At 38.9% G+C, this 14591-nt stretch carries 16 protein-coding genes; 13 read left to right on the plus strand and 3 right to left on the minus strand.

All coding sequences use genetic code 11. The features are described from left to right. Positions 1-264 precede the first annotated feature (264 nt). The 4 genes from AC4G3O_RS00155 (at position 265) to AC4G3O_RS00170 (ending at position 2938) form a co-directional block, all read left to right on the plus strand. Complete coding sequence (locus AC4G3O_RS00155) at positions 265-1182, plus strand: nucleoside hydrolase (RefSeq protein WP_491135623.1); 918 nt, start codon at positions 265-267, stop codon at positions 1180-1182. A gap of 170 nt (positions 1183-1352) precedes the next feature. After that, entirely contained in the window at positions 1353-1802 is a 450-nt protein-coding gene (locus AC4G3O_RS00160) for a staygreen family protein (protein WP_066103923.1), read from the plus strand. Between the two features lie 81 nt (positions 1803-1883). Further along, on the plus strand, positions 1884-2444 hold the full coding sequence (locus AC4G3O_RS00165; protein WP_491135624.1) for a YcxB family protein: 561 nt from the start codon (positions 1884-1886) through the stop codon (positions 2442-2444). Beyond that, complete coding sequence (locus AC4G3O_RS00170) at positions 2441-2938, plus strand: metallophosphoesterase family protein (protein ID WP_066103917.1); 498 nt, start codon at positions 2441-2443, stop codon at positions 2936-2938. Before AC4G3O_RS00165 ends, AC4G3O_RS00170 begins: the two co-directional genes overlap by 4 nt. Positions 2939-2986: 48 nt before the next feature. Here AC4G3O_RS00170 and AC4G3O_RS00175 read toward each other — a convergent pair whose 3' ends face one another. Continuing rightward, on the minus strand, positions 2987-4009 hold the full coding sequence (locus AC4G3O_RS00175; protein WP_491135625.1) for an HAAS signaling domain-containing protein: 1023 nt from the start codon (positions 4007-4009) through the stop codon (positions 2987-2989). Further along, a complete protein-coding gene (locus AC4G3O_RS00180; RefSeq protein ID WP_066103914.1) occupies positions 3996-4343 on the minus strand; it encodes a PadR family transcriptional regulator in 348 nt (115 codons plus the stop codon). The genes AC4G3O_RS00175 and AC4G3O_RS00180 overlap by 14 nt, the downstream gene beginning before the upstream one ends. A gap of 406 nt (positions 4344-4749) precedes the next feature. On the opposite strand from AC4G3O_RS00180, the gene AC4G3O_RS00185 reads away from it, so the two are divergent. From AC4G3O_RS00185 to AC4G3O_RS00215, 7 genes are all read left to right on the plus strand, one after another. Further along, positions 4750-5301 (plus strand): site-specific integrase, encoded by a 552-nt coding sequence (locus AC4G3O_RS00185; RefSeq protein WP_066104338.1) that lies wholly within the window; start codon positions 4750-4752, stop codon positions 5299-5301. Between the two features lie 131 nt (positions 5302-5432). Beyond that, a complete protein-coding gene (locus AC4G3O_RS00190; RefSeq protein ID WP_066103913.1) occupies positions 5433-5933 on the plus strand; it encodes a hypothetical protein in 501 nt (166 codons plus the stop codon). 323 nt (positions 5934-6256) lie between these two features. After that, on the plus strand, positions 6257-6544 hold the full coding sequence (locus AC4G3O_RS00195) for a hypothetical protein (RefSeq protein ID WP_140461430.1): 288 nt from the start codon (positions 6257-6259) through the stop codon (positions 6542-6544). 10 nt (positions 6545-6554) lie between these two features. Beyond that, complete coding sequence (locus AC4G3O_RS00200) at positions 6555-6833, plus strand: alpha-amylase family glycosyl hydrolase (protein WP_148629692.1); 279 nt, start codon at positions 6555-6557, stop codon at positions 6831-6833. A 442-nt stretch (positions 6834-7275) separates the two neighbouring features. Then, positions 7276-8589, plus strand: a complete 1314-nt coding sequence (locus AC4G3O_RS00205) for a sugar ABC transporter substrate-binding protein (protein WP_148629693.1) — start codon at positions 7276-7278, stop codon at positions 8587-8589. Positions 8590-8674: 85 nt separating this feature from the next. Next, positions 8675-9976, plus strand: coding sequence for a carbohydrate ABC transporter permease (locus AC4G3O_RS00210; protein WP_148629694.1), 1302 nt, complete (start codon positions 8675-8677; stop codon positions 9974-9976). Further along, positions 9973-10881, plus strand: coding sequence for a sugar ABC transporter permease (locus AC4G3O_RS00215; protein ID WP_066103904.1), 909 nt, complete (start codon positions 9973-9975; stop codon positions 10879-10881). The genes AC4G3O_RS00210 and AC4G3O_RS00215 overlap by 4 nt, the downstream gene beginning before the upstream one ends. A gap of 158 nt (positions 10882-11039) precedes the next feature. Here AC4G3O_RS00215 and AC4G3O_RS00220 read toward each other — a convergent pair whose 3' ends face one another. Then, positions 11040-12032 carry an aldo/keto reductase gene (locus tag AC4G3O_RS00220; RefSeq protein WP_139891967.1) on the minus strand — a complete coding sequence of 331 codons (993 nt, stop codon included), beginning with the start codon at positions 12030-12032 and terminating at the stop codon, positions 11040-11042. 574 nt (positions 12033-12606) lie between these two features. Between AC4G3O_RS00220 and AC4G3O_RS00225 the strand changes: the two genes are divergently transcribed. Continuing rightward, positions 12607-13467, plus strand: coding sequence for an HAD family hydrolase (locus AC4G3O_RS00225; RefSeq protein WP_491135626.1), 861 nt, complete (start codon positions 12607-12609; stop codon positions 13465-13467). Between the two features lie 188 nt (positions 13468-13655). After that, positions 13656-14567 carry an N-acetylmuramic acid 6-phosphate etherase gene (gene murQ / locus AC4G3O_RS00230; RefSeq protein ID WP_066103898.1) on the plus strand — a complete coding sequence of 304 codons (912 nt, stop codon included), beginning with the start codon at positions 13656-13658 and terminating at the stop codon, positions 14565-14567. Positions 14568-14591: the final 24 nt, after the last annotated feature.

A 14591-nucleotide genomic window follows, 5' to 3' on the forward strand; every position in this document is an offset into this window, starting at 1 on the left:
TAGACGTAAATCTAAGTGAAAATAGCCAATGATATCACAGTATATGATTAGAATGAGCGGATTTATCACTCGGAAAATTAACTATTTGTTAATGATACATATCGTACCCTACGTTTATAAACCATTTGCTCATTTAATTTCGTGTGAAATTTTGTAAAAGGTGTTTTTCGTTTAATAAAGATTGGACGGCCAAACCCATGACATTACATGCAGCAATCATCATACTGGGAAAAAGTATACTTCAGGAGCAGAGGAGAGAACATAATGAAATCGGTTATCTTAGACGTAGATACAGGAATAGATGACGCATTGGCTATAGCTTATGCCGTTCATTCACCGGAATTAGATATAATAGGTATCACTGCGTGTTTCGGCAATATTCCTGTTGAAGAAGCAGTAAGAAACTCGCAAATCGTTCTAGAAAAATTGGGTTGTTTTGATATCCCGGTGTATGCCGGTGCGTATGAATCTCTTAGGCGTGGACCGCGAAAAGTATATGCTCGTCATGTACATGGTGAGGATGGTCTTGGAAATGTACTTAATGGAGAGAAGCCCAGTGAAATACCAGAGGTCCATGCAGTTGATTATCTGATTGAGCAGGTGAAAAACAACCCTGGTAAAATTACTTATATCTGTGTAGGACCGCTGACAAATCTTGCGCTTGCCCTCCAAAAAGCGCCTGAGATAACTGCTATGTTTGATGAAATCATCATCATGGGAGGAGCGGTTTTCTGTAAAGGAAATGTAACGCCGCATGCAGAAGCAAATATTCATTGTGATCCTGAAGCAGCTGACCTTGTTTTCCGCTCTAATCTACCGCTTTTCCTTGTAGGACTTGATGTAACCATGCAAACCCTGCTTAAGAAGGAGGAACTAGCAAACTGGCGGAAGAAGGAAGATGAACTCGGTTCCTTTTTGGCAGACATGACAGAGTTTTATATGGACTTTTATAAGAAGGCCACTCCTGGCATCAATGGTTGTGCCCTGCACGATCCACTGGCTGTTGGAGTAGCAATTGACAAGAGCTTCGTCACACTGAAGACAGAACCCATCTCGGTGGAGCTCGAAGGAGAAAGGGTAGGGGAAACCTGTCCCAGTGGAAACGAAAGGCCGCTTGTTCATGTATGTGTAGAAGTGGACGAAAAACGTTTTGTAGAACATTTTTTAAATAGAATTATTTGATGTTATATAAGTGGGTAAAGCACTATATGACTGTGAAGGTAAACATCTGGTTTTAACATACCAGTTTACGAGTAAGGAGAAAAATAGCGATCTATTTCATTTGCACCATTTTTAGGCTGATGTCATAGAATAGTAAAAAAAATCTTCTTATTTAAAGGAGTGTTTCAGATATGTCCTTCCAGACAGAACAATTGAGTGTGACCTATATTCCGCCGATAACCCCTTCAGGACCTTTAGAGGGTAGAAAATATACATTGACACATTCTGACTTAACCGGACAGTTGTTTTTAAGCATTGGCTGTGAGATTGATGCACTGAACATCAACTGGGAGATGCGGGATGAAGTTGTAGCTGATTGGCGTATGTTAAACGGACAATTTGTCCTAACAGTTTACATTCATATTAGTAAAGGTGAATTTGATGAACAAAAGGCCCAATCACGTTATGATCATTTTGTAAAGATGATGCCTGTAGCCTTACATGCAATTATACATGGTGATCAAACGCTGTTTGCTTACTATCCATGGTTGCTCGATAGCCCCATTTATGTTCAGTTTTCTTCTATTTATCCGGAATACAATAAGATTGAGTATTATGGGACGGTCCGACATTATCAATGATAATGTCGGCTGTCTTTTTTGTTTGTTGTAATTACCTGTTACAATAAAGTTGAAATGAAATAGAAAATGTGAGGAAGTACAATGCAACTAACATATGATCTTAAACTGACTGATGTAACCAATTTTTATCTCCACATGAACAAACAATCTGAAATAAGCAATCGGAGAATGAGAAATAGACAACTAAGATTATTTTTGATTACTTTATGTATTTCACTAATCCTGCAATGGCTATATTTTCGACCTATTACACCCATTTACTATTTGATCAGCTTATTCATTGCACTCTTACCGGAACTTTTTTATTCATTCTATTTAGAGAGAATAATCAGAAGGAAGTTTAGAAAATTTCATAAAAATAGCAGGGAGCCTAATCTATTTGGTACATACCGCTTATCCATCGGAAAAAGCGGATTAACAGAGATGATTGATGGTGGGTATGAGGTACTCTATGAATGGAAAGATATTAAACAAATTGAAATGCTGAAAAATTATATTTATATTTATACGAATGCCATTCATGCTGTTATTATTCCGGTAAGGGTGTTCGGTACATTAGAAGACTGTACCTTTTTTCTGAATGAATTGAAGAGACATATAAAGGAATCAACAAAGCAAAATATCGAGGTGAATCGTCGATGAAAATCATTGTGATATCAGATACCCATATGCCCAGAATGGCAAAAGGACTTCCACCGCGTTTAAAGGAAGAATTGAAAACAGCTGATCTTATTTTACATGCTGGTGATTGGCAAACGAAGAATGTATACGATGAACTGCAATCCTATGCACCCGTTGATGGTGTTTGTGGCAATGTCGATGGAAAGGATCTGATTGACCAACTTGGATATCAAAAAATTCTCACATTAGATGGATATCGAATTGGTTTGGTACATGGGCACGGTAAGAAAGGAACTACAGAGGGAAGAGCAATTGAAGCATTTAGCGGAGAGGAACTGGATCTAATTATTTTTGGACATTCTCATATCCCTGTTAATAAAGACATAAATGGGACAATTCTATTTAACCCGGGTTCTCCGACAGATAAAAGACGCCAAACTGAATACTCATTTGGGATTATTCGGATTGAAAAGAGTTTATCGGTTGAGCATGTGTTTTATAAAAATAAGAGATAAGTGTAAAACAAGAAGGATGCAGCTTTATCAAGCCTGCATCCCTCTTGTTTACTTTTTCTTTTTTTGCTGATTTTTAGTAGTTTTATAGGCTTTATAAAATGCAAAACTGCAATCATACACAGATATTAAAATAATAACTGCTAATGTGATGGCTATAATACCTGATGGTAATGTTCCGTTTGTAGATTTTTCAAATAATAAATTGAAGCGTTCGATAAAATCGCTATTGTATAAAGTAGTGTCATACAGCATTTTATAAAGGATTGCTATAACAAATGCGCTTTGGACTGTATAAAATATAGCGATATGGTAGGTCCATTTACCCATCATGTATTTCAATCCCGCTAAACTTATTTCTAACACTGCCAAGGCAATTAAAAGGGGGATATACGTTTTCAGAACTTCTTGGTTAAACAAGGAGGCTTGCAGAACAAGCTCGCCATTAACGGTCTCATACCAGCCTAATAGATATTCAGAAAATAATAGAATTAGGATCCATATAATTGTCCAAATGAGTCCAAAGATTGCTTCCCCTTTGGATATTTGATACTTATGCTTTTGAACAGTCCGCCTCTGCAATTGGTCAGTGTTCCATTTTGGCTTTACAAGGGGGATGCTATTTGTTTTATTTGCAATTTTATCTATAAATATAAATGTAATGGTGACCCAGGTAAATACCTGAAATGCTGCCTGGAGGATTCCTATGATAGAATCTGTAAACATGTCAATTAGAAATGATACAACGGAGGAATAACTGGTATAATCCGTAATCCCGCTGACTATATGACCCAATAAAACCAAGCCCGCCATCAAACCAAAAGCTATTAGTAAGACCCGAATATAACTATCATAAAAAATCGGCCCTATAATATATCGGTTATTTCCGCTATAATCGGCAGCAAGAATTCTGGGGTCACCCAAGCTATTCAAAACGTTCTTTACATCATTTTCAGTATAGTTATGTGGCAGCATATCCTCAATATTCCCTTTGAGTTCCAGCGCAAGCTCCTCTTTTGACTCTTCTGGTAGCCACTTTGTAACTTCATAAATATATATATCAATTAAACTCATCACATTCATCCTCTCTTAACAATTGTACCATCTGATTAGACGTTTCAGACCATGCTTCCTTTAATTTTTCATAAATCTGTTTGCCATTCTGGCTTAATTGGTAGTATTTTCTCTGTCGATTTCCATTTAACTTCCAATCGCTAACCAGTAAACCTTGCTTTTCTAATCTTCTCAATAAAGGATAAAGTGTGCTGGGATCAATAGTAACATTTTTTTCTTCAAGGGATTGAACGAGTGAGTATCCATATTCGGGTTTTTGTAATTGACTTAAAACTGCCAGAGTAAGTGTACCTCTTCGCAATTCGATAATGAGAGATTGTATGAGTTCATCCAAAACACCTTCACCTCCTAATTCTATAATAGTGTATGGCATACAGTATTGTTAAGCAAATAATATCCAAAAATTGTTACAAGAAGAGTCAAAAAACGACCTTCATAATTGGGTTTTAAGGTCCTCTTTTTTAATTCCTAAGGTGTTTGTATTCTAAACGTTTTTTGTCGAATGTAGGCGATTTATAGCCTTTTTGGGAAATGTGTAGAATTATGATGGATTTTACCATTAATAATTAGAAAATTCCGAATGTAACAAAGGACTTGAATTGATACATTCGAAAACTGATTAAATCAAGGTTTACAGAAGGTGTGGAATTGAAAAAATCTTGTGTTTGAATGGCCTCTTCACGTACAATAAGAGATGGGAAGAAGGGGGACTGGCAAAAGTGGTTACAGCAACAAAACGAATTAAAAATGTACAGCCTATTCGCCGGCTTGATCAAATAGAGGCCATGAAAAAAGCATTATTACGCTATTGCAGTTATCGGGATTATATAATGTTTACAATTGGGATCAATATTGGGCTGAGGATAGGGGATTTATTGCAGCTACGGGTAAAGGATGTATTGGATGGAACGCATATTGTCATTATTGAACAGAAGACGGAAAAAACGAAAAGGTTTCTGATTAATCCGCACTTGCGAAAAGAAATTAAAAAATACGTCAAGAAAGAAAAACTTTCAAAGGACGATTATTTATTTCCAAGCCGTAAAGGAAATGGACCAATTACGAGGGTTCAGGCTTACCGTGTGTTAAATAAAGCAGCCGAAATGGCAGATATTCAGGATGTAGGGACACATACTCTACGTAAGACATTTGGTTATTTACACTACCAAAAATTCAAAGACATTGCATTGCTGCAGCAAATTTTAAACCATTCCAACCAAAAAGATACGATGATTTACATAGGATTGACACAGGATTTAATGGATGAAACTTTAATGGATTTCTACTTTTAACCAATTATTTACGAACCAACCACCTCTAGAATGGTTGGTTTATTTGTACAGTTAAGCCAAACCTGTCATAATTAAAAGGCATAAAATCCCAATAATAGGATGACAAATACTTTTGATAGGCGGGAGAACGAATGACTAAAAAACAAGATAAGAAAAAATCAAAGTGGCTATCTCTTTTAATATTAATAGTAGGTATATTAGCAGCTGGAGTGATTGGTCTTACTGTCTATTATCATTTGAATGATCCATCTAAAGAAGCAATGGATCAATTAAAGAAAAACCCTCCAAAAAATATATCGAATCAAGAAAGTGTGTTAATTGCTGAATATCACGCTAAATACAATGATTTAACAGGCTATGGCAGTATTGAAGAATTAGATATGTCAGAAGCCAAGAGTTTATCAGCCATACTTGAAAAAGATACGAATGAGATCATTAGCCAGGGAATAGAAAATAAAAAGGTATCGGAAGATTTTAAACAAATCCACGCAATTGCCAAGGCGACCAAAAATAAAGCAGACAAAGAACAGATTCGATTAATACATCGTTATTTTCATGATCTAGATATTGCGATTAATCAGTATAATGATACGAAGGATGTATTTGGGGTGACTAAGACTCTCGGTAAGTAAGTCTCGTGATTTAATGTAGATATTGTAATAGACAGAGAAGAAAATAAATTTTTGATTAAACGCTTAACTTATACAGTAGACATTTTAAAGATAATAAGGATAGACAGGCATAGATAATTGCTTGTCTATCCTTTTGTTTACTGACTTCTAACTGCATAAATAAAGTTCCTGATACTCAAGCGATGAAAATTTCGTCAAAAAACGTTGTGAATTCTCAACATTCTTAAACTATGGATATACGATATGGTAAAATGAAAAATTGTTAAAAAAATAGTTTTCTGATATCCATGTTTCCTTCATATAATGAATGGGAGCGGGGTTTCTTGGGTATTACGGGAAGAGACGTTTGCCCGCTTTGCCATCATGACGGTTGGGGGAAGACAATGGGGGTGTTTGGCGGAAGTAGACAAATGGGTAGGAGAAAAAGAGGATATTTCAATATCATTTTTCTGCTCGAACGCCTGGGGTTATGGAATCGAGGGGATGGGGGGAGGACTGAATATGCCTTTGAAGCAGACTCTGCAAATGGTAAAAGGGACTGTAGGATCCCGGGTCGAATGCTTTGCTTTCGGAAAATCATGACCAGCCGAGAAGCTTCAGCACCTGGGTAAATGACGAGTCATGGCGCAGAGAAAGTGCCCAAGCACTCAGCACCTTGTTTTTGGAACCACGTTTATTTATGACGGGCAGGAAATCAGCATGACAAATATCCACTTCGCGACCATTGAGCAGTACAACGGTGTGGGCATGAAAAATTTACACAATATTGAAATATGGCAAGGGCGATTTATACGAGGAGATCATGCAGATCATTGGAAAAATGGAAGAGACAATTCTCGAACATTAGTACAATGGGATGATACTCATCAAGCGGGAATTACAACGAATAAATCTGCTTAGTTTGACATCAATCCCAACTACTCTCATGCTAATGTGTTCAATCAGAAAAAGGATACGCAAAGTATTTTCACGTACTACAAACAGATGATTCAACTCCGAAAAACCAACCTCTTATTTGTGTTTAGAACTATGACATATCCACCACGTACCACAACTGTGAATTTATACCTATGCCGAACCTTCGGGGACGAGCAGGCGGCGAGTCTGGTCTAATTGGCTCTCCAAGAATGTACCATTGTGATACAGGAAGAACTGAATGTACCCGTTAATGGTTATTTTTGAAAGCGTTTTCTAAAGGTGCCGCTGGATTAACTTTTGTTCGTATGAGGAAATGGTCTATCAGAAACGAAAGTAAAAAAAAGTGTGTATCGCAAAAGCACTTACAGCTTCTGTTTCATTAATTTTATACTTGGTACAAAAATTCCCACATAGGAGGTTTCACATGATCAAGAAAAGAATAGTTGGTATATTGGCATCCGCCACCCTATTGGCAGGAATATTGGCGGGATGTTCGGAAGATGAGACGAAAAAAGCAACCACTGAAACAAAACCCAAGGAAACCACAAAAGAAACACTCAAACCTGAAGATGGAGCAACCCTGATTATTTGGGACAACGGAGCGGACGAGGGCGCCTGGGCGACCTATGTCGCAGAGCAATTCACGAAAAAATACAATGTGCCTGTTGAAGTACAAGAAGTGGGACACACAGACGCAGCAGGAAAATTGGAAACAGATGGGCCAGCTGGCTTAGGTGCCGATGTTTTCAACTCCGCCCATGATCATTTAGGAAAATTGGTGAAAGCAGGTTTGGTATATGACAACTATTATGCCGATGACTATCAAGACATGTTCTTGGAAGCAGCGGTAAACGGGACAAGTTTTGTGGATAAAGATGGAAAAAAGAAAATGTTCGGCTATCCCATCTCCATTGAAACATATGCCTTGTACTACAATAAAGACATCGTAAAAGAGGCACCAAAAACATGGGATGACTTGTTCAAAACAGCTAAAGAATTCCAAGCAACGAGCAAAGGAAAAAATCAGAAATATGGTTTTATGATGGAACCAGGTAACTTTTATTACACACATGCTTTTCTATCTGGTTATGGCGGTTATGTATTTGGAAAAGAAGACACCGATCCAACGGATCTTGGTGTTAACAATGAAGGAGCCATCAAATCGGCGGAATTTATGAAAAAAATCAACAAAGAATTGTTACCGATGAAAAAAGAAGACATTACAGGTGATGTGATTTCCTCTTTCTTCAATGAAAGTAAATTAGCCTACCGAATTTCAGGTCCATGGGATGTTAAAAACCATCAAGATGCTGGTGTGAACTTTGGAATCGCTCCACTTCCAATATTGGATAACGGCGAAACGCCAAAATCCTATTCAGGCATCAAAGCGTACTATGTAAACAGTTATTCCAAATATCCCAAAGCAGCAACTCTTTTAGCTCAAATGGCTTCCAGTGAAGAAATGCTCTTAAAAAGATACGAAATGACAGGCCAATTGCCACCAGCGACTTCGCTCCTTGAAAACGAAACCATCAAAAAAGATGAAGTGTCCATGGCTTTCTTGGAACAGGCGAAAAATGCTGTGCCGATGCCAAATATCCCTGAAATGCAAGCTGTATGGGGACCAATGGAAACGGCTTACACATCCATCTGGAATGATGGAACCGACTCGAAAAAAACGTTTGACGCAGCCAAAGAACAAATTGAAGATGCAGTGGCCACTCAGAATAAAAAATAAAGAGTTCATCTATCAAAAGAGCCGATATCCAGCTAGTGAGATATTGGTTCTTTTTTCTAAGAAGTGAAAAGGAGGTTAAAAACAAATGAAAACACATGCCAAGAAAAGCTTGATCTTTTCTTTGCTGCTTATGGGACTTGGGCAATTGTACAATCGACAGTACATCAAAGGGATCTTATTTATCTGTATGGAGCTATACCTTGTAGTGTTTTGGACATTACCGTTTCGAAATGCTATGTGGGGGTTGGCCACATTAGGGGAAACGGTGCAGACCCGTGTGGGATTTGAAATTCAGCAAGGGGATCACAGCATCTTCTTGTTAATCGAAGGAATCATCTTTTTAATTTGCGGATTGTTCTTTGTATGGATGTATTATTTGAATGTGAAGGATGCTTGGAAAGTCGGACAATGGCGAGATCAAGGGGGAAAACCAAACTCATTCAAAGAAACCCTCCGTGTCTTAATAGATAAAGGATTTCCTTACTTTTTGCTCACACCATCCATTGTATTCACGGCCTTTTTAACCATCTTGCCTCTGATTTTTGGAATTGCGATCGCTTTCACAAACTATTCAGGACCGAACCACTTGCCGCCTGCTTCTCTAGTGGACTGGGTGGGATTTCAAACCTTTGTGGACTTATTTAACTTGAAAACCTGGAACCGAACGTTCATCGGCGTCTTCGGATGGACGATTCTTTGGGCAATTTCAGCCACGGTTACCACGTTCTTTGCCGGAATCTTATTTGCGGTTCTCTTGAATTCAAAGGGAATCAAATTCCGGAAATTTTGGAGAAGCATTTATATCTTGCCATGGGCGATTCCTTCGTTCGTCAGCATTTTGATCATGAGAAACCTATTCAACGGGGAATTTGGACCTATTAACCAATATTTAGAAGTCATTGGACTATCCAGTATCCCATGGCTTAGCGACCCGATGTGGGCGAAATTCGCGCTTGTCATGGTGAATGTCTGGTTTGGATTTCCGTTCTGGATGGTCTTGATGAGCGGCGTCATGACGAGCATAGATCGTGAATTATATGAGGCGGCGCAGGTGGATGGGGCAAACGGGAAGCAACAGTTCTGGAAAATCACCATGCCGATTGTCATGTTCTCTACCGCCCCCTTACTTATCATGCAGTTTGCTGGGAATTTTAATAACTTTAACCTGATTTATCTCATGACGAATGGAGGACCTGTGAATGTGGATTACAGTTATGCAGGCTCCACAGATATTTTAATCAGCTGGATTTACAAACTGACCCTCGACCAAAGCCAATTTAATATGGCAAGCGTTGTGAGCATCCTGATCTTCATTGTTATTGCCATCATTTCGGTTTGGAACTTCAGACGAACGAAAGCATTCAACGAGGAGGACATGATGTCATGAAACAAAAAACACGTGAACGAATTTCATTCGTGTGGAAACATTTTCTGCTTCTCGTGGTGGCCATCTTCGTGCTTTATCCGGTTGTATGGATTCTCATGGGAAGTTTGAATCCTGGGGATTCCCTATTCAGTGCACAGCTTCTTCCTGGGATGGAATGGGGTCTCTTTTGGGAAGGGGTTCGGAGTTTTGATTTCGCTCAAATTGCCCAGTCCGTAAAAGGAATCCGTTTATCCTTAGATCATTTTGTCTATTTGATTCAGAAAACCGAGTATGTGACATGGTATAAAAACACCTTAAAAATAGCACTATGGAACATGGTCATTTCGACCTTTTTAGTGGTCACAGCTGCCTATGCGTTTAGTCGATTCCGCTTTCCAGGCCGGAAAGAAGGATTGATGGCTATGTTGATTCTGCAAATGTTTCCCGGATTTATGGGGATGATTGCTATCTATATCCTGCTTTTACAAATGGGATTATTGGACAATCACTGGGGACTCATATTGGTTTATGCAGGCGGATCCATTCCGTTTAACGCCTGGCTTGTGAAAGGATACTTCGATTCCATGCCTCGCAGTTTGGAGGAAGCTGCGAAAATTGACGGAGCAGGTCATTTCACTATTTTCTTTAAAGTGATGATGCCATTGAGCGTTCCAATTCTCGTCTTCGTAGCGGTTTCGAACTTCATCGGTCCGTGGATGGACTTTATCTTTGCTCGACTGGTTTTACGATCCAATGAAAATAAAACCTTAGCGATTGGGTTGTTTGAGATGGTGACGGGACGAGGAAACACCGAATTTACGACATTCGCGGCTGGAGCAGTGCTTGTTGCACTGCCTATCACGATTCTCTTTATGGCGTTCCAAAAATACATGGTAGAAGGGTTGAAGGCTGGGGCGAATAAATAAGCCCCAAGCCCCCTTACGATGGCAGGTATTTAGAGAGCAAAAATTGTTCGGCATTTAGTAGAATCACGAAAGAACATGATCCCGTAATATTGGTTGGCCATTGATTATTCAATAAGTTTATTCCGAATTGAATTCAGAAACTAAACTGGTTTGTTCAGTTATGCTAAAGAAATGTTATCAATCTGCTGTAACTCTTCTTCTGTGAATGTGATATTTTTTAAAGCTCCAATGTTATCAAGAATCTGGCTAGGTTTGGAAGCTCCTATGAGAACACTGGTCACAATTCCATCTCGCAAAATCCAGCTTATCGCCATCTCTGCAAGTGTCTGCCCTCGCTCCTCAGCTATCTCATTGAGTTTTTTAATTTGAGTTAATCGGTCTTCGGATAAGGCAGAAGCATTTAAAAATCGTCCATCCGTCTTTATTCTACTGTCGTCCGGAATTCCATGTAAATATCGATTGGTTAACATTCCCTGTTCCAAAGGACTAAACGCAATAATACCTTTTTTTAACTTTTTAGATGTATCTTTCAAATCATTTTGTTCAATTGTTCGATCAAAAATTGAATACCTATTCTGATTTATAATAAATGGGCAATGTAATTCTTGTAAAATTTCAGTCGCCTTTTCTAACGTTTTTCCATCGTAGTTTGAGAGACCTACATATAATGCCTTGCCACTTCTAACGATTTGGGCTAGCGCATTCATCGTTTCTTCCAATGGTGTGTGGGGATCCATTCGATGATGGTAAAAAATATCAACATATTCTAATCCCATTCTCTTTAAGCTTTGGTCGAGGCTTGCAATAAGATATTTTCGGCTTCCCCAGTTTCCATATGGACCATCCCACATATCATATCCTGCTTTAGTACTGATGATAAGTTCATCACGATATGCTGCAAAGTTTTCTTTCATAATAAGTCCTAGATTTTTTTCAGCACTCCCAGGTTCTGGTCCATAGTTATTTGCTAAATCAAAGTGAGTAATTCCATTATCAAAAGCGGTAAAACAGAGTTGTTTCATATTTTCATATGAAGCTGTATCGCCGAAATTGTGCCAGAATCCTAATGAAATAGCTGGTAATTGAAGTCCACTGTCACCACAGTGGAAATATGTCATAGATTTATAACGTTGTCTTGATGCCTGATACATGTTTTCCCTCCTATATTAAATACTCTTACTTTACTCAGCGTAGCCTTCAAGTAGACTTGAAGTCAAGCGTAGTATTTTGTTTTTTAAGAGTAATTTAAACATTCTAAATTTATATGGAGGAAGGGGAGTCTATCCCAGAATGGAAGAATGATCGGGATAAACTATTTGATGTGTAGATGGTATTTCTTCTATCTTCTCTATAAGAGAATCTCTCTGTTTTAGAGGTGTTAGAAAATCTCCTAAAATACTCCTTTGTAAGATAGATTAACATTGTCTTTTCTTGTTCACAGTTCTTCATTTAGCTTTTCAGCATGCTTGATTTTCGGTTTGTATTTTTGCCAAGCCAGTTCCTTTGCAACAAGGTGAAAATTATCCTCTGTAATTAGCCAGATTTATAATCGGTAATCCCGCTATCTAAGAGGTACGATATACATTGCTATCTAGTTTAACGAGTAATAAATAGGTACACAGGTGTTATTCTCCTATTATGAGGGATTGGAATGTGAATCTTTTGTGTGGTTGCCGGTAGTATATGATAATGTGCATGTATATAGGGACCTGGGAGGGATACTAGATGGAGTATAAATTATTGGCTGTTGATTTAGATGGAACTTTGTTGAATGCGAAGATGGATATTGACAAAGAAACGATAGAGGCCCTGCATGATTTTAAATCAAGGGGAGGAAAGGTAATCATCTGCAGCGGAAGAACGCCTTTGGCGACTAGGTGGATTGCGGAGGCTATCCGTTTATCCGATCCAATCATTGCCTACAACGGAGCTGTTATACAAGGGCGGGACGGGAAGATTATTCAGCAATCTACCTTTAAAAAAGAAAGTCTGTTGGCCTTCATAGATGCGTGCCAAAGCTATGGGGTATATGGGCATTTGTATGAGGGTGACTGTTTACTAGTTCCAGAGAAAAATAAGTGGAATGAAAAATGGATTGAGAATAATATCCTGCCTTTACAAGGAACCGGTGCAGAAATGGGAGGATGTGAACGATTCCGGGCTCAGTGCGAAATCAGGCTGTTTCATTCTTTCGATGAATATGTGAAAGAAAACGAACCTGCCATTCAAAAGCTGGCTGCTTTTCGGAAGGAACAAGGAGACTATGAAGGATTTATGGATCGGCTATTCAACATGGAAAATCATTTTGAAGTGAGCAGCAGCTTCGGTTTCACTAGCCTTGAAATTACTCCACCAAAGACTACTAAGGCTTCTGCTTTGGAATATTTGGCAAAAAGGCTTGGCTTGGATATGTCTGAGGTGGCTGCGATCGGTGACAACTTTAACGATAGACAAATGCTGCTTTCAGCGGGACTTGGCATAGCTATGGGAAATGCGCCGGAGGAAGTTAAGGAAGCAGCTGATGCTGTGACCGAGCCTAATGACCGAATGGGAGTAGCGCATGCAATCAAAAAATATATAATGTAAAAAGGTTTTTTTAGCATATCCTATGTAGTTCTGCATATGAGAATATGCTTCTTTTTTTGGATTAGAATGAAATAAAATTTTAAATATTCAATAAAATTATTGAATATCAATTTCAGTTGGAGTATATTGGAAGTGTTGAGTTACTAGTAAATGGTAATCGCAAAAGGAGCTACCTGGAGGTCTTACTAATGAAAGAAAATCTTAATCTATTAACCACGGAATCACGCAATGATCGAAGTATGCAGATAGACACTTCCAGTCCGATGGAAATTCTGCGAATTATGAATGAGGAAGACCAAAAAGTAGCCGCTGCAGTTCAAGAGGTTTTACCAGATGTTGAAATAGCCGTTCACTTTGCTGTTTCATCTTTCCAAAATGGAGGGCGCCTTATCTATATGGGAGCCGGGACTAGCGGAAGGCTTGGTGTACTCGATGCTGTTGAATGCCCGCCAACATTCAGTACCAAGCCAGAGATGGTACTGGGTATTATCGCCGGCGGAGAAAGCGCATTCATAAAGGCGGTTGAAGGAGCGGAGGATAGGCCGGAGGATGGCGAGAAGGATTTAAAAGACATCACCCTTACTGAGAATGATACGGTTATCGGTATTGCTGCAAGCGGCCGGACACCATATGTTATTGGTGCACTTCGTTACGCACGGTCGGTAGGAGCCAAAACAGTGGCACTGTCGTGTAATAAACAGGCTAGAATCAGTGAAGAAGCAGATCATGCCATCGAGGTGGTCGTAGGTCCGGAAGTGCTTACGGGATCTACTAGACTGAAATCTGCAACCGCTCACAAAATGATTCTAAACATGATTTCAACCTCTTCAATGGTTTTGCTCGGCAAAGCGTATGAAAACTTAATGATTGATGTCCATGTCAGCAACGAGAAGCTCAAAGAAAGAGCTATCGGCATTATTAGCAAAATCACAGGAGTAAGCTATGAAACAGCGAGACAAACATTAGAGGATGCTGATCATCAAGTAAAGGTCGCCTTAGTCATGCTTAAAAAGGATATTAAGAAAGAAGAAGCGGCTCTGATTCTGGAGCAATCTGGAGGGTATGTCCGAAAAGCCATTGAAGCCGAGCTCTCAGATTGATTTAAACACAAGTAGGTGATGATA

The organism is Bacillus sp. z14 (2026) (genome assembly GCF_058313575.1).

Bases quoted from the DNA above. Each gene is read 5' to 3' on its own strand.
- AC4G3O_RS00170 (WP_066103917.1), top strand. From the start codon at position 2,441: ATGAAAATCATTGTGATATCAGATACCCATATGCCCAGAATGGCAAAA.
- AC4G3O_RS00205 (WP_148629693.1), top strand. From the start codon at position 7,276: ATGATCAAGAAAAGAATAGTTGGTATATTGGCATCCGCCACCCTATTG.
- AC4G3O_RS00200 (WP_148629692.1), top strand. From the start codon at position 6,555: ATGGCGCAGAGAAAGTGCCCAAGCACTCAGCACCTTGTTTTTGGAACC.
- AC4G3O_RS00210 (WP_148629694.1), top strand. From the start codon at position 8,675: ATGAAAACACATGCCAAGAAAAGCTTGATCTTTTCTTTGCTGCTTATG.
- AC4G3O_RS00225 (WP_491135626.1), top strand. From the start codon at position 12,607: ATGGAGTATAAATTATTGGCTGTTGATTTAGATGGAACTTTGTTGAAT.
- AC4G3O_RS00190 (WP_066103913.1), top strand. From the start codon at position 5,433: ATGACTAAAAAACAAGATAAGAAAAAATCAAAGTGGCTATCTCTTTTA.
- AC4G3O_RS00160 (WP_066103923.1), top strand. From the start codon at position 1,353: ATGTCCTTCCAGACAGAACAATTGAGTGTGACCTATATTCCGCCGATA.
- AC4G3O_RS00215 (WP_066103904.1), top strand. From the start codon at position 9,973: ATGAAACAAAAAACACGTGAACGAATTTCATTCGTGTGGAAACATTTT.
- AC4G3O_RS00165 (WP_491135624.1), top strand. From the start codon at position 1,884: ATGCAACTAACATATGATCTTAAACTGACTGATGTAACCAATTTTTAT.
- AC4G3O_RS00175 (WP_491135625.1), bottom strand. From the start codon at position 4,009: ATGAGTTTAATTGATATATATATTTATGAAGTTACAAAGTGGCTACCA.
- AC4G3O_RS00220 (WP_139891967.1), bottom strand. From the start codon at position 12,032: ATGTATCAGGCATCAAGACAACGTTATAAATCTATGACATATTTCCAC.
- AC4G3O_RS00155 (WP_491135623.1), top strand. From the start codon at position 265: ATGAAATCGGTTATCTTAGACGTAGATACAGGAATAGATGACGCATTG.
- murQ (WP_066103898.1), top strand. From the start codon at position 13,656: ATGAAAGAAAATCTTAATCTATTAACCACGGAATCACGCAATGATCGA.